At 69.8% G+C, this 19,315-nt stretch carries 20 protein-coding genes and 1 pseudogene; 15 read left to right on the top strand and 6 right to left on the bottom strand.

Features of this window, described 5'->3' with window-relative positions; genetic code table 11:
• Positions 1-19 precede the first annotated feature (19 nt).
• On the top strand, positions 20-1,051 hold the full coding sequence (locus ACFFCN_RS15055) for an adenosine deaminase (protein WP_375492911.1): 1,032 nt from the start codon (positions 20-22) through the stop codon (positions 1,049-1,051).
• Between the two features lie 98 nt (positions 1,052-1,149).
• Here the strand turns inward: ACFFCN_RS15055 and ACFFCN_RS15050 are convergent, their stop codons facing one another.
• Entirely contained in the window at positions 1,150-1,362 is a 213-nt protein-coding gene (locus ACFFCN_RS15050; protein WP_375492909.1) for a hypothetical protein, read from the bottom strand.
• 120 nt (positions 1,363-1,482) lie between these two features.
• On the opposite strand from ACFFCN_RS15050, the gene uvrC reads away from it, so the two are divergent.
• The 14 genes from uvrC (at position 1,483) to ACFFCN_RS14980 (ending at position 14,979) form a co-directional block, all read left to right on the top strand.
• Positions 1,483-3,507: an excinuclease ABC subunit UvrC gene (uvrC, locus tag ACFFCN_RS15045; protein WP_375492908.1), complete on the top strand. Its 2,025-nt coding sequence runs from the start codon at positions 1,483-1,485 to the stop codon at positions 3,505-3,507.
• The gene (rapZ, locus tag ACFFCN_RS15040) at positions 3,500-4,390 is read left to right on the top strand and encodes an RNase adapter RapZ (protein ID WP_375492906.1); all 891 of its coding nucleotides are present in this window, start codon (positions 3,500-3,502) and stop codon (positions 4,388-4,390) included. The genes uvrC and rapZ overlap by 8 nt, the downstream gene beginning before the upstream one ends.
• Positions 4,383-5,453 (top strand): uridine diphosphate-N-acetylglucosamine-binding protein YvcK, encoded by a 1,071-nt coding sequence (yvcK, locus tag ACFFCN_RS15035; protein ID WP_375492905.1) that lies wholly within the window; start codon positions 4,383-4,385, stop codon positions 5,451-5,453. The genes rapZ and yvcK overlap by 8 nt, the downstream gene beginning before the upstream one ends.
• Positions 5,444-6,424, top strand: coding sequence for a DNA-binding protein WhiA (whiA, locus tag ACFFCN_RS15030; RefSeq protein ID WP_375492903.1), 981 nt, complete (start codon positions 5,444-5,446; stop codon positions 6,422-6,424). The genes yvcK and whiA overlap by 10 nt, the downstream gene beginning before the upstream one ends.
• 84 nt (positions 6,425-6,508) lie before the next feature.
• Complete coding sequence (locus ACFFCN_RS15025; RefSeq protein ID WP_375492901.1) at positions 6,509-6,838, top strand: hypothetical protein; 330 nt, start codon at positions 6,509-6,511, stop codon at positions 6,836-6,838.
• A 109-nt stretch (positions 6,839-6,947) separates the two neighbouring features.
• The gene (gap, locus tag ACFFCN_RS15020; RefSeq protein WP_375492899.1) at positions 6,948-7,952 is read left to right on the top strand and encodes a type I glyceraldehyde-3-phosphate dehydrogenase; all 1,005 of its coding nucleotides are present in this window, start codon (positions 6,948-6,950) and stop codon (positions 7,950-7,952) included.
• Complete coding sequence (locus tag ACFFCN_RS15015; RefSeq protein WP_375492897.1) at positions 7,953-9,188, top strand: phosphoglycerate kinase; 1,236 nt, start codon at positions 7,953-7,955, stop codon at positions 9,186-9,188.
• A 1-nt stretch (position 9,189) separates the two neighbouring features.
• Complete coding sequence (gene tpiA / locus ACFFCN_RS15010; protein WP_375492896.1) at positions 9,190-10,011, top strand: triose-phosphate isomerase; 822 nt, start codon at positions 9,190-9,192, stop codon at positions 10,009-10,011.
• A gap of 56 nt (positions 10,012-10,067) precedes the next feature.
• Positions 10,068-10,304 (top strand): preprotein translocase subunit SecG, encoded by a 237-nt coding sequence (gene secG / locus ACFFCN_RS15005; protein ID WP_375492894.1) that lies wholly within the window; start codon positions 10,068-10,070, stop codon positions 10,302-10,304.
• Positions 10,305-10,334: 30 nt separating this feature from the next.
• The gene (locus ACFFCN_RS15000; protein ID WP_375492892.1) at positions 10,335-10,679 is read left to right on the top strand and encodes an RNA polymerase-binding protein RbpA; all 345 of its coding nucleotides are present in this window, start codon (positions 10,335-10,337) and stop codon (positions 10,677-10,679) included.
• 122 nt (positions 10,680-10,801) lie between these two features.
• Positions 10,802-11,581: a DeoR/GlpR family DNA-binding transcription regulator gene (locus ACFFCN_RS14995; RefSeq protein WP_375492890.1), complete on the top strand. Its 780-nt coding sequence runs from the start codon at positions 10,802-10,804 to the stop codon at positions 11,579-11,581.
• A 187-nt stretch (positions 11,582-11,768) separates the two neighbouring features.
• On the top strand, positions 11,769-13,085 hold the full coding sequence (locus ACFFCN_RS14990; protein ID WP_375492889.1) for an ABC transporter substrate-binding protein: 1,317 nt from the start codon (positions 11,769-11,771) through the stop codon (positions 13,083-13,085).
• Between the two features lie 131 nt (positions 13,086-13,216).
• Complete coding sequence (locus ACFFCN_RS14985; protein ID WP_375492888.1) at positions 13,217-14,056, top strand: carbohydrate ABC transporter permease; 840 nt, start codon at positions 13,217-13,219, stop codon at positions 14,054-14,056.
• On the top strand, positions 14,053-14,979 hold the full coding sequence (locus ACFFCN_RS14980) for a carbohydrate ABC transporter permease (RefSeq protein WP_375492886.1): 927 nt from the start codon (positions 14,053-14,055) through the stop codon (positions 14,977-14,979). The genes ACFFCN_RS14985 and ACFFCN_RS14980 overlap by 4 nt, the downstream gene beginning before the upstream one ends.
• 8 nt (positions 14,980-14,987) lie before the next feature.
• Here ACFFCN_RS14980 and ACFFCN_RS14975 read toward each other — a convergent pair whose 3' ends face one another.
• The 5 genes and pseudogenes from ACFFCN_RS14975 to ACFFCN_RS14955 form a co-directional block, all read right to left on the bottom strand.
• On the bottom strand, positions 14,988-17,018 hold the full coding sequence (locus ACFFCN_RS14975; protein ID WP_375492884.1) for a beta-galactosidase: 2,031 nt from the start codon (positions 17,016-17,018) through the stop codon (positions 14,988-14,990).
• Positions 17,015-17,140: a hypothetical protein gene (locus ACFFCN_RS14970; protein ID WP_375492883.1), complete on the bottom strand. Its 126-nt coding sequence runs from the start codon at positions 17,138-17,140 to the stop codon at positions 17,015-17,017. Before ACFFCN_RS14970 ends, ACFFCN_RS14975 begins: the two co-directional genes overlap by 4 nt.
• A 15-nt stretch (positions 17,141-17,155) precedes the next feature.
• A complete protein-coding gene (gene pgl / locus ACFFCN_RS14965) occupies positions 17,156-17,902 on the bottom strand; it encodes a 6-phosphogluconolactonase (RefSeq protein WP_375492881.1) in 747 nt (248 codons plus the stop codon).
• Positions 17,899-18,897, bottom strand: a complete 999-nt coding sequence (locus ACFFCN_RS14960; RefSeq protein ID WP_375492880.1) for a glucose-6-phosphate dehydrogenase assembly protein OpcA — start codon at positions 18,895-18,897, stop codon at positions 17,899-17,901. Before ACFFCN_RS14960 ends, pgl begins: the two co-directional genes overlap by 4 nt.
• Positions 18,894-19,315 (bottom strand): annotated as a pseudogene (locus tag ACFFCN_RS14955) (glucose-6-phosphate dehydrogenase); the annotation flags it as partial. The pseudogene ACFFCN_RS14955 and the gene ACFFCN_RS14960, both read right to left, overlap by 4 nt.

Genomic DNA, 19,315 nt, shown 5'->3' with positions numbered 1-19,315 from the left:
GTGCTGTCAGAATCCATCGATGCCTGATCTGAGCACGTTCGTCGCCGGGCTGCCGAAGGTCGAGCTGCACGTGCACCACATCGGCAGCGCCTCACCGCGCATCGTGGCCGAGCTCGCGGCGCGGCACGCCGGCAGCACCCCGGTCCCGCCCGACGAAGCGCTGCTCGAGAAGTACTTCACGTTCACCGATTTCGCGCACTTCATCACCACGTACCTCAGCGTCGTCGATCTCGTCCGCGACGCTGAGGACGTCTGGACGCTGACGTACGAGATCGCGCGAGAGATGGCCGGGCAGCGCATCCGCTACGCAGAGCTGACCCTGACCCCGTACTCGTCGATCGTGCGCGGCATCGCCGCGGACGCATTCTGCGAGGCGGTCGAGGACGCCCGTCGCCGGGCCGCCGCGGACTTCGGCGTCGCGCTGGCGTGGTGCTTCGACATCCCGGGCGAGGCCGGCGTCCCGGCCGCCGAGATAACCCTCGACGTGGCATTGAGACTCAGGCCGGACGGATTGGTCAGCTTCGGGCTGGGCGGTCCGGAGCTCGGTGTGCCGCGCGAGCAGTTCGCACCCTTCTTCGCGCAGGCGACGGCGGCCGGGCTGCGCAGCGTGCCGCACGCGGGGGAGTCCACCGGGCCCGAGACCATCTGGGACGCCCTCACGCATCTCGGCGCGGAGCGGATCGGCCATGGCATCGCCGCGGCGCGCGACCCCCGGCTGCTGGCCCACCTGGCCGACGCCGCGATCCCGCTCGAGGTCTGCCCGACCTCGAACGTGCGCACTCGGTCGGTGCCGACAATCGCGGAGCATCCGCTGCCGCAGCTGGTCGCGGCCGGCGTCCCGGTGTCGATCAACTCCGACGACCCGCCGATGTTCTCCACGACGCTCAACGCCGAGTACGCGGTGGCCGCCGAACTACTCGGCGCGAACGAGGCCGGAGTCGCGGAGCTGGCCCGGGCCGGCGTGCGGCACTCGTTCCTCGACGACGTCGGCAAGGCCGCACTGCTCGCCGAGATCGACGACTACGTCTCGGCCGCTCCTGGTACCGCCTGACCGCGGTCCCGGAGATCAACCTGCCGCGCTCGCGCGGTACCCAGCCGTGCGGCGTTGCGCGCGTTGCACCACCTGCGGCGCGGGGCCACGCCCGACGCTCAGTCCGCAGCCGCCGCGACCCGCAGTTTGTCGATCACGGACGTGATGTGGCTGCGCAACGTCTCGAGCTGTTCGAACACCGCGGTCGGGCTTGCGTTCGCGGACCAGTACGGCTCGTACTGGCGTAGTGCCGCGGACACGGTCATGGCCTCGGCGACGCTGAGCTCGAGGACCAGCCGTTCGTCGTCCTCTGGGCACGGCGACCCGTCCATGTCGAGATCCTAGATTCGTCCGGCGCGGTCTCCAACCCGAAAGCAGGGGGTGTGCAACCGCGCGCCGGGTGGCGACCCGACGGCGGTCCGTCGTCACCCGCACTGACTAACCTCGGTGGCGTGCCCGACCCGTCCACGTACCGCCCGGCGCCGGGGACCATCCCGCTCGAGCCGGGCGTGTACAAGTTCCGCGACGACCGCGGCCGGGTCATCTACGTCGGCAAGGCGAAGAGCCTGCGGCAGCGGTTGAACTCGTACTTCGCAGACGTCGCCGGGCTGCACCAGCGCACCCGGCAGATGGTCACCACCGCGGCGTCGGTGGAGTGGACCGTCGTGCGCACCGAGGTAGAGGCGCTGCAGCTCGAGTACACGTGGATCAAGGAGTTCGACCCGCGGTTCAACGTCCGCTACCGCGACGACAAGTCCTATCCGTCGCTCGCCGTGACCCTGTACGAGGAGTACCCGCGCCTGCAGGTGATGCGCGGCCCGAAGCGCAAGGGTGTGCGCTACTTCGGGCCGTACTCGCACGCGTGGGCGATCCGCGAGACGCTCGATCTGCTGCTGCGGGTCTTCCCGGCGCGCACCTGCTCGGCCGGGGTGTTCAAGCGCGCCGGCCAGGTGGGCCGCCCGTGCCTGCTCGGCTACATCGACAAGTGCAGCGCACCGTGCGTGGGCCGCGTCAGCGCAGAAGAGCATCGCGAGATCGTCGACGACTTCTGCGACTTCATGGCCGGCAAGACCGAGCAGATGATGCGGCGCATCGACAAGCAGATGGCGCAGGCCAGCGCCGACCTCGAGTTCGAGCGGGCCGCACGGCTGCGCGACGACCTCGGCGCGCTGCAGCGTGCGCTCGAGAAACAGGCCGTCGTGTTCGGCGACGGCACCGACGCCGACGTCGTCGCGTTCGCCGAGGACGACCTCGAGGCGGCGGTGCAGGTCTTCCACGTCCGCGGCGGGCGCGTGCGTGGCCAGCGTGGTTGGGTGGTCGACCGGCTCGAGGAGACGGGCACCGGGGAGCTGGTCGAACAGTTCGTCACGCAGTTCTACGGGTTGTTCACCGACGACGACAACGACATCCCGCGCGAGGTGCTCGTCCCGCAGCTGCCCGACGACGTCGACGTGCTGGCCGAGTGGCTGACCGAGCGGCGCGGCTCGCGGGTCTCGCTGCGCGTCCCGCAGCGCGGGGACAAGCGCGCGCTGGCCGAGACGGTCGCCCGCAACGCGCAGCAGGCGCTGATGCAGCACAAGCTCAAGCGCGCCTCGGACCTCACCGCCCGCTCGCGCGCGCTCGGCGAGTTACAGGAATCGCTGGAGCTCACGACCTCGCCGCTGCGCATCGAGTGCTTCGACATCAGCCACGTCCAGGGCACGAATGTCGTCGCCAGCATGGTCGTGTTCGAGGACGGCCTGCCGCGCAAGAGCGAGTACCGGCGCTTCGCCCTGCGCGAGACCGGCGAAGGCACCGGTGACGTGCAGTGGATCGCCGAGGTCGTGCGGCGCCGGTTCGCGCGTTACCTGGACGAGCAGGTGGCCGAGGGCGCAGATGCCGACAGCGATCCGGCGGCGGAGGCGAACGAGGACGACGCCGACCGCCCGCGGGCCGACGTCGCGCCGGGCATCGACCCGACGACCGGCCGGCCGCGCAAGTTCGCCTACCCGCCGAACCTGCTCGTGGTCGACGGGGGCGCGCCGCAGGTGGCCGCCGCGCAACGGGTGCTGACCGAACTCGGCATCGACGACGTGTCGCTGGTCGGCTTGGCGAAGCGGCTGGAGGAGGTGTGGCTGCCCGAGCAGCCGTACCCGGCGATCCTGCCGCGCACCTCGGAAGGGCTCTACCTGCTGCAGCGGGTGCGCGACGAAGCGCACCGGTTCGCCATCACCTACCACCGGCAGAAGCGGTCGAAGGCGATGACCGTGTCCGCGCTCGACGGCATCCCCGGTCTCGGCGAGACGCGGCGCAAGGCGCTGCTGCGTCGTTTCGGCTCGCTCAAGCGGCTGCGCGCCGCCGGCGTGGACGAGATCGTCGAGGTGCCCGGCATCGGCCGGCAGACCGCGCAGGCCATCATTGCCGCACTGGTCGACGGTCGTGCGGACGCGCAGCCGGCGGTCAACGTGAGTACGGGGGAGGTGATCGACGATGACTGAGCCCGCCGTGATCGGCGCACTGGAAACGGTGATCATCACCGGGTTGTCCGGCGCAGGTCGCAGCGCGGCGGCCAAGTGCTTCGAGGATCTCGAGTACTTCGTCGTCGACAACCTGCCGCCGGAGCTCATCGGCACGCTCGTCGACCTCGGCAGCCGCAGCCAGGGCGCGGTCACCCGGTTGGCCGTCGTCATGGACGTGCGCAGCCGGGCGTTCTCGTCGGATCTGCGCAGCGTCATCCGCGAACTCGCCGATCGGCAGATGCGTCCGCGCGTGCTGTTCCTCGAGGCCCGTGACGACGTGCTGGTGCGGCGCTTCGAGAACGTGCGGCGCGAGCACCCGCTGCAGGGGTCGGGACGCATCGTCGACGGTATCCAGGCCGAACGCACCATGCTGGCCGGCCTGCGTGACGAAGCGGACCTGGTCCTGGACACGAGCGACCGGTCCGTGCACGACCTGCGCCGCACCATCGAGTCGTCCTTCGCCGAGGAGGGCACCACCGGTCCGCCCGAGCTGCACGCGACGGTCGTGTCGTTCGGGTACAAGTACGGCCTGCCGGTCGACGCCGACCTCGTGGTCGACGTGCGTTTCCTGCCCAATCCGCACTGGATCCCCGAGCTGCGCGAGCTCACCGGGCGCGACGAACCCGTGCGCGACTACATTCTCGCGCAGGAGGGCGCCGCGGAGTTCCTGGACCGCTACGCGGACATCCTGCGCATCGTCGGCGCCGGGTACCGCCGCGAGCGCAAGCGTTATCTGACCCTTGCGGTCGGCTGCACAGGGGGAAAGCATCGGTCGGTGGCCATGTCGAGTGAACTCGCGGACCGGTTGAAGCAGATGGGCGTGCAAGCCACGGTCATCCACCGGGATCTGGGACGTGAGTAGGTCGTTGCGCGCCGTGGCGCTCGGCGGCGGGCACGGGTTGCACGCGGCGCTGTCGGCGCTGCGCGTGATCACCGACGACCTGACGGCCGTCGTCACCGTGGCCGACGACGGTGGTTCGTCGGGCCGCATCCGCCGCGAACTCAAGGTGCTGCCGCCCGGTGATCTGCGGATGGCGGTGGCTGCGCTGGCCGGCGACGCACCCGAGGACCAGGAGTGGGCCGAGCTGTTGCAGCACCGGTTGGGCGGCCACGGCGTGCTCGCCGGCCACCCCGTCGGCAACATCATGCTCACCGCGCTGCTGGAACGTGACGAACCGCGGGCGGCGCTGCAGCGGCTGCGCGAACTCACCGGCGGCGTCGGCCGGGTGCTGCCGATGAGCCCGCTGCCGCTGGACCTGATCGCCGAGGCGGATCGCTTCGACCCGGAGAACCCCGCGCGCACCCGCGCCATCCGCGGGCAATCGTCGATCGCCTCCACGCCCGGGCGTGTCTTGTCGGTGCGGCTGCTGCCCAACGGTGCGCCCGCCAATCCGGACGCGGTGGATGCGGTCCGTGAGGCCGACCTCGTCGTGCTCGGGCCGGGGTCGTGGTTCACGAGCGTCATCCCGCATCTACTGCTGCGCGAACTCGGCACCGCGCTCGCCGCCACCAAGGCGCCGATCGTGGTGATCCTCAACCTCGTCCCGCAGGCCGGCGAGACCGACGACTACGAGCCGCACGAACTGCTCGAACTGCTGCAAACGCACGCCTCCGCGTACGGCGGCCTACCGGTGCACACAGTGCTCGCCGACGTCGACTCGGTGCTCAACCCGACAGAACTCGACGGCTACGCACGCACGATCGGCGCGCGTCTCGTACTCTCTAGGCTCGCAGCGGACGACAGCGCGGAACGGCACGACGCGAAGCGGCTCGGGTCGGCGATCCGTCGGATCCTCGACGAACTGCCCGGCGTCCGTGCCGAGCATGCAGCGGGGCTCACGGCGGGCGGGGCGCAGGCCGACGCACGCACGGGCTCGTCGGCCCCGGACGTTGCGGTGAGGGGAGGCACGGACACATGGCCATGACGGCAGCGGTCAAGGACGAGCTCAGCCGGGTCAGCATCGAACGCACGTCGGCACGCAAGGCGGAGCTCGCGACGATGTTGCGCTTCGCCGGCGCATTGCATCTCGTCGGCGGGCACATCGTCGTCGAGGCCGAGCTGGATACCGGCTCGGTTGCGCGCCGATTGCGCAAGGAGATCGCCGACGTCTTCGGGCACGGGTCCGAGGTGCAGATCGTCGCCGGCGGCGGCATCCGTAAGGGGAGCCGTTACCTCGTACGCGTCGCGAAGGACGGCGAGCGTCTCGCGCGGCAGGCCGGCCTCGTCGACCTGCGCGGGCGCCCGGTGAAGGGCCTGCCGCACCACGTCGTGTCCGGTGGTGTCGGCGACGCCGAAGCCGCGTGGCGTGGTGCGTTCCTGGCACACGGCTCGCTGACCGAACCCGGCCGCGCCTGCTCGCTCGAGATCACCTGCCCGTCCGCAGAGGCAGCGCTCGCGCTCGTCGGCGTCGGCCGTCGGCTCGGCATCGCGTCCAAGGCCCGCGAGGTGCGCGGCGGCGACCGCGTGATCGTGCGCGACGGTGACGCCATCGGCGCGCTGCTCACCCGCATCGGTGCACACGAGTCCGTGCTCGCGTGGGAGGAGCGGCGGATGCGCCGCGAGGTCCGCGCCACCGCGAACCGGCTGGCCAACTTCGACGATGCCAACCTGCGCCGTTCCGCCCGGGCAGCCGTCGCGGCGGGTGCGCGGGTGCAACGCGCGCTGGAGATCCTCGACCAGGACGCGCCGGAGCACCTGCTGCAGGCCGGCCGGTTGCGGCTCGAGCACAGCCAGGCGTCGCTGGAGGAGCTCGGCGCGCTGTCCGATCCGGGGATGACCAAGGACGCGGTGGCCGGGCGCATCCGGCGGCTGTTGGCAATGGCCGACAAGCGCGCCGCTGACACCGGCATCCCGGACACCGAGTCCGCCGTCACGCCGGAGATGCTCGCGCCCTGACGAAGGGCGACGGTGCTCGGCGTGTTTCCGCGCCGGTCTAGGGTAGTAGGGCGACAACTCGCGAAACTACCGACGGAGGTGCGCGTGTCGGACGACAAGCGTGTTCCGGACAGCAAGGACCTCGGCCGGCCCAGCGCACGCGACACGGTGGCCCGCGCTCGCGCCGCTGCCGGTCCGGCCGCCGCGAAGGCCAGCGCCGCCGCGGGACCGGCGGTCGAGAAGGCCGCCAACCGGGCCGGAAAACTGCTCGGCACCCTGCGCTCGCGAGCGCAGGAGACCGTCAAGGAGTTCACCGACGCGTACGGCCGCGAGGGCGACGACGACACACCGACCGAGACGAAGACCGGCAACGGTCCCGACGCCGCGGGCGCCGCTCCCGCCGAACGCCGGCGGCCGCGACCACGCCCGTCCTGAGCCACCGCGGCCACAGGTGACCGGCCGGTAGCTTCGCGCGCCGGTGCCGTGACGGCCGACCCGATAGGGTTTGTCGCGACCGACAAGCCGGGCAGAAAGGCACATCGCAGTGACCGTACGTGTGGGCATCAACGGCTTCGGCCGCATCGGCCGCAACTACTACCGAGCCCTCACCGCCGCCGGTGCGGACCTCGAACTCGTCGCCGCGAACGACCTGGGCGACGTTGCCACCATGGCGCACCTGCTCAAGTACGACACGATCCTTGGTCGCTTCCCCGGCGAGGTGTCGGTCAGCGACGACGGCATCACCGTCGGCGGCAAGACGATCAAGATCCTCGCCGAGCGCGACCCTGCGAACCTGCCCTGGGGCGACCTCGGTGTCGACGTCGTGATCGAGTCGACGGGCATCTTCACCAAGGCCGACGCCGCGCGCAAGCACGTCGACGCGGGCGCCAAGAAGGTCATCATCTCCGCGCCGGCCACCGATGAGGACGTCACCATCGTCATGGGCGTCAACGACGGCGACTACGACGCCGCGAAGCACACGATCATCTCCAATGCCAGCTGCACGACGAACTGCCTCGGCCCGCTGGCCAAGGTGCTCAACGACGCCGTGGGCATCGAGCGCGGTCTGATGACGACGATCCACGCGTACACGCAGGACCAGAACCTGCAGGACGGCCCGCACAAGGACCTGCGGCGCGCGCGTGCGGCCGCGCTGAACATCGTGCCGACGAGCACCGGTGCAGCGAAGGCGATCGGCCTGGTGCTGCCCGAGCTCAAGGGGAAGCTCGACGGCTACGCGCTGCGGGTGCCGGTGCCCACGGGCAGCGCCACCGACCTCACCGTCACGACGTCTCGGGACACCACCGTCGACGAGGTCAAGGACGCGTACCGCGCTGCCGCAGACGGCCAGTTCAAAGGCATCCTGACCTACACCGACGCGCCGATCGTGAGCAGTGACATCGTCACTGACCCGGCGTCGTGCATCTTCGACTCCGGTCTGACGAAGGTCATCGGCAACCAGGTCAAGGTCGTCGGCTGGTACGACAACGAGTGGGGTTACTCCAACCGGCTGGTCGACCTCACCGCGCTCGTCGGCTCCTCGCTGTAAGTGCACACCGTCGACGACCTGATCGGGTTCGGGGTCCGCGGCCGGCGGGTGCTCGTCCGTTCCGATCTCAACGTGCCGCTCGACAACGGTGCGGTGAGCGATGACGGCCGGATCCGCGCGTCCGTGCCGGTGCTGGGCAGGCTGCTCGGGGCCGGTGCGCGGGTGATCGTCGCCGCGCACCTGGGCCGGCCGAAGGGCGCGCCCGACCCGCAGTACTCGCTGCGTCCGGTCGCCGACCGGCTCGCGCAGCTGCTCGGCAGCCCGGTCGAGTTCGCGCTCGACAGGGTGGGGGAGAGCGCCCGGCTGCTGGCCGACGGGCTGGGTGACGGTGAGCTGCTGCTGCTGGAGAACGTCCGCTTCAACCCCGGCGAGACCAGCAAGGACGACGCCGAACGCCTCGAGTTCGCGCACGCGCTGGCTGAACTGACCGGCGGCGAGGACGGCCCGGACGGTGCGAGCGGTGAAGACCCCGGCGGCGCGTACGTCGACGACGCGTTCGGTGCGGTGCACCGCAAGCACGCGTCCGTGTACGACGTCGCCCGGCTGCTACCGCACTACTGCGGCGAGCTCGTGCGCATCGAACTCGACGTGCTCGACCGGCTCACCGGCGAGCCGGAGCGCCCGTACGTCGTGGTGCTGGGCGGGTCGAAGGTCAGCGACAAGCTGGCGGTGATCGAGTCGCTGTTGCCCACGGTCGACCGGCTGCTCGTCGGCGGCGGGATGTGTTTCACCTTCCTGGCGGCGCAGGGCCACGACGTCGGTGATTCGTTGCTCGAGCGCGACCAGATAGACAACTGCCGGCGCTTCCTCGACACCGCCGGCGACAAGATCGTCCTGCCCAGCGACATCGTGGTGGCAGCAGACGTCAGCGCCGCCGCGACGCCCCAGATCGTCGCGGCCGATGCCATCCCGGCAGGCCAGAAGGGCCTGGACATCGGCCCCGCCGCCGTCTACGACTTCACCGAGGCACTGTCCGGCGCGCGCACCGTGTTCTGGAACGGCCCGATGGGCGTGTTCGAGATCCCCGCGTTCGCCACGGGCACGAAGGGCGTTGCGCAGGCGGTGGCAGCCTGCGCCGGGCTGTCGGTCGTCGGCGGTGGCGATTCCGCCGCCGCCGTGCGCGCGCTCGGCCTCGACGAGTCGGCGTTCGGGCACATCTCGACCGGCGGAGGTGCGTCGCTCGAATACCTCGAAGGCAAGGAGCTACCCGGCGTTGCCGTTCTGGAAGAAGTCTGAGGTGCCCGAGGTCCCGACCGCGCCACTGCCGCCGTCCGGGCGCCGCCCGCTCATCGCCGGCAACTGGAAGATGAACTACACCCACCTCGAGGCGATCGGCCTGACGCAGAAGCTCGCGTTCAGCCTGACCCCCCAGCAGCTGGCGGCGGCCGAGGTCGCGATCCTGCCGCCGTTCATCAGCATCCGCAGCGTGCAGACCCTCGTCGACGGCGACAGCCTGCAACTGCGCTACGGCGCGCAGGACCTCTCGCCGCACGACTCGGGCGCCTACACCGGCGACGTCTCCGGACCGATGCTCGCGAAGCTCGGCTGCACCTACGTCATCGTCGGCCACTCGGAGCGACGCGAGTACCACCACGAGGACGACGCGGTCGTCAACAGCAAGGTGGTCGCCGCCTACCGCAACGAGCTGACCCCGATCCTGTGCGTCGGCGAGTCGCTGGAGATCCGGCAGTCCAACGACCACATCACGCACACCACCGACCAGTTGGCCGCCGGCCTCGCCGAGGTCACCGCCGAGCAGGCGCAGACCGTCGTCATCGCCTACGAGCCCATCTGGGCCATCGGCACCGGCGAGGTCGCAACGCCGGAGGACGCGCAGGAGGTGTGCGCCGCCCTGCGCGCGAAGCTCGGGGAGCTGTACGCGGCGGACGTCGCCGCCGGCGTGCGGATCCTCTACGGCGGTTCGGTGAAGGCCGACAACGCGGCGGCGATCGTCGAGCAGCCCGACGTCGACGGCGCGCTCGTGGGTGGCGCCAGCCTGGACCCGGAAGCGTTCAGCGCGATCTGCGTCGCGGCCGGGGCATTCGCGCATACGCCGTAGCCACAGGTAATCTTGACGCTCGACCGCCCGTCTTCTGATCAGAGGTAACGCGTTCCATGATCCTCACGCTGCAGATCGTGCTCGTACTCGCGAGCTTGCTGCTCGTCGTGCTCGTCCTGCTGCATCGCGGCAAGGGCGGCGGCCTGTCGTCGATGCTCGGCGGCTCGTTCTACTCGAGCCTGTCCGGTTCGTCGGTGGTCGAGCGGAACCTCGACCGGCTGACGATCATCGCCGGAGCAGTGTGGGCGATTAGCATCATCGGGCTCGGACTGCTGTACAAGAACGCCGGCTGACCCCGGCCCTGGTCGAAGGAGACGCACAACGTGGCTGGTGGCAACGCCATTCGGGGGAGCCGGGTTGGTGCTGGGCCGATGGGCGAGAACGAACGCGGCGACAGCGCACCGCGCCAGGTCGTATCGTTCTTCTGCGCGAACGGCCACGAGATCCGCCCCGCTTTCGCGGCGGACGCGCAGCTGCCCGACACCTGGGACTGCCCGCGCTGCGGCTACCCGGCCGGCCGGCAGTCCGATACGCCGCCCAATGCGCCGCGCACCGAGCCGTACAAGACCCATCTCGCCTACGTGAAGGAACGCCGTTCCGACGCCGACGGCCAGGCCATTCTCGACGAGGCACTGGCCCGGCTGCGGGCCCGCCGCGGCGAGAGCTGACGTCCCGCCCGGGTTCGGCGAATCGCGTCGTTGCCTTGTCCAGTGGCGCTCGGTTCTGTTTACTTCATGTTTGAATCTGTGGGAAGACAGTTCGGCGCCCCACGACAGGGAGGACGTCGCCGGTGCTCGCCCAGCAACGACAAGGCCAGATCATGGCCGAACTGCGCCGTAACGGCGCGGTGCGGGTGTCCGACCTGATCGACCGGCTCGGCGTCTCGGACATGACGATCCGGCGCGACCTCGGCCAGCTCGAAGCCGATGGGATCGCCCGCAAGGTGCACGGGGGTGCCGTGCTCGCCGGTCAGGTGGCGTTCGAACCCAGCTTCGCCGCGAAGAGTGAGCTGGCGCGCGGGGTCAAGGGCGCGATCGCCGCACGTGCCGCCGAGTTGATCCAGCCGGGCGCGGCGATCGCGCTGTCGGCCGGCACCACCACAACGGCCATGGCCGCGCACGTCGCCACGATCGCCGGCATCACGGTGGTCACCAACTCGCCGACGGTTGCGGACACCATCACCGAACTCGACACCGCCAAGCGGGTGACCGTCATGCTCACCGGCGGTGTCCGCACCCCCAGCGCCGCGCTGGTGGGCCCGATCGCCGACCGCACGATCGCCACCATGCACTTCGACCAGCTGTTCCTCGGGGTGCACGGCATGGAGACGCGCGCGGGCTACACGACCCCGAATCTCGCCGAGGCGGTTACCAATCGCGCGCTCGTCGACAGTGCCCGGGAGGTGATCGTGGTGGCGGATTCGACCAAGTGGGGCGTGGTCGGGCTGGCCGACATCGCGCCGCTCGGCGCGGCCACGACGCTGGTCACCGACAGCGATCTGCCGGGCACTGCCCTGCGCACCCTCGGCCACTCCGTGCGGAACGTGCTCACCGTTCCCGCCGAGGCGTGAGCAGCCCCTCTCCGGTCGGATAGGGGCGCCTGCGACGCGTGCGCGACGGCGGTATCACGAGTCGATGTCGATCGGGTGCCGTCCGGATGTCCGGGGGTTGACAGAGATGTGCCTCATTGGCTTGGCTGTCCGAATATGGTGCTCCGCGTTGAATAGTGTGCGGATGCGTTGACCCAACGGAGGGCAAATGGCACGCCAGCTCGACCCGATCCTCAACGCCGACCTCAGTCGCCGGACCCTGCTCAAAGGTGCGGCCGGCGCCGGGGCGCTCGCGACGCTGCCTGCGCTGCTCGCCGCGTGCAGTAGCTCCGGGTCGACCAGTTCCGGCTCGGTGACCGGCAAGACCTCGATCGGCTCGAATTACTCCGACGCCGCTCCGAAGGCGGCGTTCGCCGCGGCGCTTGCGGCGTACTCACGGCATAGCAACGTCGCCGTCAACACGACGGACCACAACAGCTTCCAGAACAACATCCAGAACTACCTGCAGGGCTCGCCGAACGACGTGTTCACCTGGTTCTCCGGCAACCGGCAGCGCTACTTCGCCAAGCAGGGGCTGCTGGAACCGATCGACGACGTCTGGGAAAAGATCGGCTCGCGGTTCACCGATCCCGTCAAGAAGGCCTCGAAAGGCGACGACGGCAAGTACTACCTCGTCCCGTGGGTCAACTACCCGTGGGCGATGTTCTACAAGAAGAGCGTGTTCGCCAAGCACGGCTACCAGGTGCCGGCCGACTGGGACGCCCTGGTGTCCTTGTGCAAGCAGATGCAGTCCGACGGGTTCAGCAACCCGATCGCCATCGGCCAGAAGGACGGCTGGCCGGCCATGGGCACGTTCGACATCATCAATATGCGGATGAACGGCTACCAGTTCCACGTGGACCTGATGTCGCACAAGGAGTCCTGGACCGATCCGAAGGTCAAGGCCGTCTTCACGCAGTGGTCGGAGCTGGCGCCGTACTACACGCCGGGATCGACCGGGCGGACCTTCCAGGAAGCGATCCAGCTCTTCGACGCGAACAAGACCTCGCCGATGATCTTCCACGGGACCGACCAGGTGGTGCCGCAGGTCCAGAAGGCGAACCTGTCCGACGTGTCGTTCTTCCCGTTCCCGCAGATCAAGTCCGAGTTCCCGACCAACAGTGCGATCGACGCGCCCATCGACGGCTTTCTGATGAGCAAGAAGGTGAAGAACCGCAAGGGCGCAGCCGCGCTGATGGAGTACCTCGGCACCGGTGCGGCCGAGCACACCTTCCTCGCGCCGAACCCGGCCGACGTCGGGGTGGCGACCGATTTCCCGAGCAACAGCTACACGGCGCTGCAGAAGCAGGCCGTCGACCTGATCAAGAACACCAAGAACCTGGCGCAGTTCCTCGACCGCGACACCCAGCCGGACTTCGCCTACCCGATCGTGCAGAACGCACTGAACGACTTCCTCAACGATCCCAAGTCGTCGTCGTCGGTGTGCAGCAAGCTCGAGTCGCAGGCCAAAGGGGTGTTCCACTGACCAGCGCGACAGCCAAGACCGGGGTTTCGGCGCCCGGCGGGGCGGCCACCTCCGCACCGCCGGCCGCTCCGAGGCGCCGGCGGCGGTCGCGACGCAAGCTGTCGCGCCGGGATCGTCTCGTCCTGGTGCTGATGGTCGGCATCCCGGTGCTGATCGAGGCCGCGCTGATCTGGGGGCCGGCGGTCTGGACCGTGTTCCTGTCCTTCACCGATGCGCAGGGCGCCGCGCCGACGCACGTCGTCGGCGGCACCAACTACACATTTCTACGGACCGTGGACCCCGACTTCTGGCCGGCGGTACGGCACAACGTGCTGTGGCTGATCGAGTTCACGATCATCGCGACGCCGCTCGGCATGCTGCTGGCGGTGCTGCTCGATCAGAAGATCCGCGGTAGCCGCATCTACCAGAGCATCTTCTTTCTGCCGGTCATGCTCTCGCTCGCGCTGATCGGCATAATCTGGCAAGTCGTCTACTCGCCGCAGTACGGCCTGATCAACGGCATCCTGCACAAGACGAGCCCGAACAACGCCATCAACTGGCTGGGCAACCCGCACCTGAACATCTGGTCGGTGCTCGTCGAGGCCACCTGGCGCCAGGCCGGCTACGTGATGGTGCTCTACCTGGCCGGCCTCAAGGCCTCCGATCCCGTGCTCCGCGAGGCGGCGGCGCTGGACGGGGCCAACGCGTGGCAGACGTTCTGGCGGGTGACGTTCCCGACGCTGCGGCCGATCAACAACGTCATCGTCGTGGTAACCGTGATCGAGTCGCTGCGCGCATTCGACCTCGTCTACGTGACGAACGGCGGTACCAACGGGCTGCAGCTGATCTCCGCGATGATCACCCAGCAGATCACCGGGCCGGGCAACCGGATCGGGTACGGCTCCGCACTCGGTGTCGTCCTGCTCGTCATCTCGCTGGTACCGATCATCGGCTTCCTCGTCCAGCAGTTCCGGCAGGAGAACCGCCGATGACCGTCGTCGTCACTCCGCAGACCTCAGCCGCAGGCGCTCCGAACCCGCTCGTCGAAGCGCCGGGTGGCCGTAAGCACCGGGCCGGTGCCGGCTCCTACGTCGTGCTGACCGTGCTGGCGATCCTGTGGCTGCTGCCGCTGTTGTGGACGCTGTACACGTCGCTGCGGCCGGAGTCCGACACGAACCAGTACGGGTATTTCTCGCTCGCGCATTCGTTGACGTTCCAGAACTACAGCAACGCCTGGACACAGGGCCAGCTGCTGCACTTCTTCGGGAACTCGGTGTTGATCACCGTCCCGGCGGTCATCATCACGCTGTTCCTGGCGTCGTGCGTGGCGTTCGTGGTGTCCCGGTTCAACTCGAAGCTCAACCTGATCCTGTTGCTGCTGTTCACGGCCGGCAACCTGTTGCCGCAGCAGGTTCTGCTCTCCCCGCTGTTCAAGATCTTCAACTCGGTCGACCTGCCCGGTTTCCTCAGCAGCTCCGGGAAGCTGTACGACTCTTTCACCGGGGTCATCGCGATCAACGTCGCGTTCCAGACCGGATTCTGCGTGTTCGTGCTCAGCAACTTCATGCGCACGATCCCGGAGGAGGTCACCGAGGCCGCGATCCTCGACGGTGCCTCGATCTGGTCGCAGTACTGGCGCATCATCATGCCGCTGTGCCGCCCGGCGCTCGCCGCACTGGCCACCCTGCTGACCACGTGGATCTACAACGACTTCTTCTGGGCTCTGACGCTGATGACCACCGGCGCCAAACGGCCGATCACGTCGGCGATCGCGAACCTCACCGGCGAGTTCGGACAGAACAACAACCTGCTCTCGGCGGGCGCGCTGATCATCGCGATCCCGACGCTGCTGGTGTACGTCGCGCTGCAGAAGCAGTTCATCGCCGGGCTCACCCTCGGCAGCACCAAGGGCTGACCACCGACTCAGGCCTCGCGCACGACAGCGACGCCGCCCGCCGGCACGACCATCCCGTCGCCCAGGGAACGGCCGGTCAGCAGCTCGACGCCCGACGACAAGGGCACCGGCACGTCGTCGCCGCTGTGGTTAACGAGGAACAGGAACCGGCCGGACTCACCGACCCGGCGCACCGCCTCGACGCCCGGCGGCAGGCCCGAAACGACCGGCTCGACGCCCGCCGCGACCAGCAGCTGTCCGACGAGGTCGTCCAGACCTCGGTCGTCGAGTGATGTGCCGACGTACCACGCTTGCCCGTCGCCCACTACGCGGCGGGTCACCGCCGGTGAACCCGCGACCGGGCCCTCGGCGTACGACGCGAGCACGTCGGCGCCCGCCGTCGCGCCGAGCTCGCTCCACACCCGGCCCGACCCGAAGGCCGACAGCAACACGTGCTCGTCCGCGGCCAGCGGGAAGAACTCCTCGACGCGCACGCCCAGCAGGTCACGCAGTGCGCCGGGATACCCGCCGAGCCGGACGTGGTCGTGCTCGTCGACGATGCCGCTGAAGAAGGTCGCGACGACCGTCCCGCCGGCGCGGGTGAAGTCGGCCAGCTTACGCGCTGTCTCGTCGTCGAGCAGGTACTGCACCGCGACGACGACGACCCGGTACCGGTCGAGGGCATCGCCCGGGCCGACGACGTCGGCGGCGACGTTGCGCGACCACAGCGCGTGGTGCCACCGCCGCGCCTCGGCCATCGGGTCGACGTCCACCGACGGATGCGCGTCCAGACCGGCCGCCCACCAGGACTGCCAGTCGAACAGCAGCGCCACCTGCGGCTGCTCGACACGCGAACCGCGAACGTCGCGGATGGCCTCGAGCGCCGCGCCGAGCTCGGCGACCTCGCGGAACACCTTGGTGTCCGTGCCGGCGTGCGGCACGAGCGCGGAGTGGAACTTCTCGGCACCGAACCTGGACGCCCGCCACTGGAAGAACAACGTCCCGTCCGCACCGCGAGCGATGTGCGTGAGGCTGTTGCGCAGCAACTCGCCCGGTGCCTTGGCGAGGTTGCGCGGCTGCCAGTTGACCGCCGAGGTCGAGTGCTCCATGAGCAGCCACGGCGCGCCGCCCGCCAGCGACCGCATCAGGTCGGCCGACATCGCGAGGTGGTGGGTGCGGGCCGGGTCCTCGCCGAGCAGGTAATGGTCGTTGGACACCACGTCGACCTCGGCCGCCCACTGTCGGTAGTCCAGCGGCTTGAAGAAGCTCATGAAGTTCGTGGTGACCGGTTGCGTCGCGTGCCCGCGTACGGCGTCCGCCTCGACCCGGTAGCAGGCGAGCAGTTCATCGTTGCCGAACCGCCACCAGTCGAGCTGCTGGCCCGGGTTGGCCAAGCTGTTGTAGGTGACATCGCGCGGTGGTCCGAGCTGCTCCCAGGCGGTGTAACGCTGGCTCCAGAACGAGGTGCCCCAGGCAGTGTTGAGCGCGTCCAGGTCGCCGTAGCGTCGCCGCAGCCAGCCGCGGAACGCTCCGGCCGAGACATCGCAGTAGCAGTGCCAGTTGTGGCACCCGTACTCGTTGTTGACGTGCCACAGGACGACGGCCGGGTGCTGGGCGTAGCGGGCGGCGAGGGTGCCGGCGAGCCGCCCGGCGGCGGCGCGGTACTCGGGCGCCGACGGGCAGTAACCCTGCCGCGCGCCGAACCCGCGGCGGACGCCGTGCTGGTCGACGGGCAGCGTGTGCGGGTACTTCGTGCTGAACCACGCAGGTGGCGACGCCGTACCGGTGGCCAGGTCGACCCGGATGCCGTTGTCGTGCAGGAGGTCGAGCATGTCGTCCAGGCCGGCGAGGTCGTACTCGCCCTCGGCCGGCTCGAGCAGCGCCCACGCGAACACGCCGAGGGTGACGACATTGACGCCGACCTGGCGCATCAACGCGACGTCCTCGGACCAGGTCCGCGCCGGCCACTGTTCGGGGTTGTAGTCGGCGCCGAAGGCCAGCCGCCCGCCCAGCGCATCGACGAAACGGGCGATGCCCGACCGCGTGCCGGCGTCGGTCACGGGGACGCCTCGTTCGCCGACCGGCCGGCGGTGACATCGTCCGCGGCCAGGTCTGCCTCGGCGCGCACCCGGCCGACGCACTCGATCCGGGTGTCCACGCTGAACCCGCGATGCTGCGACACCGTTGCGGTGTCCGGTCAGCCCTGCAGTTTGCTCGCTGCGTCGCGGTCGAGCAACCACAGCGTGCGCTCGGTGCCGCGCGGGCGACTGCTCGGCACGTCGGCGGTCGACGCCGACCCGCTCAGGGCCTGCGCGGCGGCCTCGGCCTTGCCGTCGCCGGACGCCACGAACCAGATCTCGCGGACCGCTCCCAGCCCGGTGAAGGTGAGGGTCAACCGGTCCGGCGGCGGCTTGGGGGAGTCGTGCACCGCCGCGGTGGGGGTGCCGGTGACGTCGAGTACCGGGTGGTGCGGGAACAGCGAGCAGCAGTGGCCGTCCGGGCCGATCCCGATCAGCGCGACGTCGAACGCTGGCGTGACGCCGCCGCCGGAGTGCTGCGCGAGCTCGGCCGCGTAGGCCTGCGCGGCAGCCTCGGCGTCGTCGAAACCCGCGTCCGAGGCGGGCATGCGGTGCACGTTGGCGACGTCGACATCGACGTGATCGAGCAGCTTCGCGAAGGCGGGCAGGTCGTTGCGGTCGTCGGAGTCGTGCGGCACGTAGCGCTCGTCACCCCACCAGACGTGCACCCGGCTCCAGTCGAGGTCATCGGACGACGACGCGATCGCGGTCATCACCTGCTCGAGGACGCCGCCGCCGGTGAGGACCAGGTGCGCGGTGTCGCGGGCAGCCAGCGCCTCGCCGAGCGTGCGGACCGCACGCTGCGCGGTGCTCGTCGCCAGCGTGTCCGCGGACGCGCTGACCTCGACCTCCGGCTCGCCGCTCACGCCAACTCCTTCGCTTCGGAGTTGTCGGTGCCGTCGTGCTCGGCCGGGTCGTACCAGATGTGCGAGCGCGACGGCGAGCGGTCTTCGAGGTCGTCGACGCCGGTGACGTTCGACAGCGCCTCGGCGTAGACGTGGTCGTTGTCCAGCCGGCGCAGCTCCTCGGCCAGCAGCGCACCCAGCGGGCGTTCGGGGAAGGGGGAGAACGAGTCCTGCTGACCGTCGCGGCGCAGCACCAGGTTGCCGCCCTCGAGCGTCGCGCGGGTCATCTTGCCGTCGGCGAACTCGATCTCCACACCGTTGATCGGCTCGTCGCCGGAGCCGTCGACGGACGCGTCGACACCGAGTCGCGCCGACATCCACCCACCGAGCAACCGGGCGGACGGGTCGTCGCAGCCGCCGAACACCGTGACCGCCTTCGGGTCGTGCCGGGCGCTGTCGAACACCGACGCGAGCGCCGCGCGCCACGGCGTGAGCCGCGTCCAGGCGAGGTCGGTGTCGCCCGGCGCGAAGTCCTCGCCGCGCTGCTGCAGCGCCGCGCACGGATCGGCCATCCGGCTGACGTCGGTGATCCGACGTTCGGCGAACACGCCGAGCGGGTCGTGCGCGATCTGGTCCGGTGACTGGGTGTGCCACCACGTCACGACCGGCGCGTCCGGAGCGAGCAACGGCAAAGTGACCGACTCGGCGTGCAGCGCCAACCGGCCGTACATCCGCAACACCACCGACTCGCCGGGACCGAGCCGGCCGCCGATCGTGACCTCCGCGTCCAGGCGGGGGACCGGCGCGTCGATCTGGCGTCGGATGACCACCAGCATGCGCATCGGGTGATGGCTGGCGGCGACGGTGGCGGCCTCTTCGGCCTCGTCGACGCCGTCGCGGTTGGCGACCACGACCAGGGTCAGCGCGTTGCCGCTGGTGACCGCGCCACCGCTGCGCCGCTCTGCAGCGAGCGCCTTGACGACCGCGGTGCCGGTGGTGTCCCAGAGAGTTGTCACGGCCTTCTCCATTGCCGGCCGTCGCGCACCAGGATGTCGTCGGCCTCCTTCGGTCCCCATTCGCCCGCGCGGTACAGGTACGGACTGGTGCTCAGCCAGAACTCCTCGAGCGGATCGATCACCCGCCAGGACGCCTCGACCTCTTCGCTGCGCGGGAACAGGGTCGCGTCGCCGACGAGCACGTCGAGGATCAGCCGCTCGTAGGCCTCGGGCGAGGACTCGGTGAACGACTCTCCGTACAGGAAGTCCATCGCGACGTCGCGGACCTCCATCGAACTGCCCGGCACCTTGGAGCCGAATTTGAGCGTGATGCCCTCGTCCGGCTGTACCCGGATCACCAGCTGGTTGTGGCCGAGCTCCTGTGTGTCGGTCTTGCTGAACGGCAGGTGCGGCGCCTTCTTGAACAGCACCGCGATCT

Origin of the sequence: uncultured Jatrophihabitans sp., assembly GCF_964246335.1 — a bacterium.
GTDB lineage: Bacteria > Actinomycetota > Actinomycetes > Mycobacteriales > Jatrophihabitantaceae > Jatrophihabitans.
Note: the sequence above shows the minus strand (reverse complement) of the source record. Positions and strands in the feature narration are given on the sequence as shown.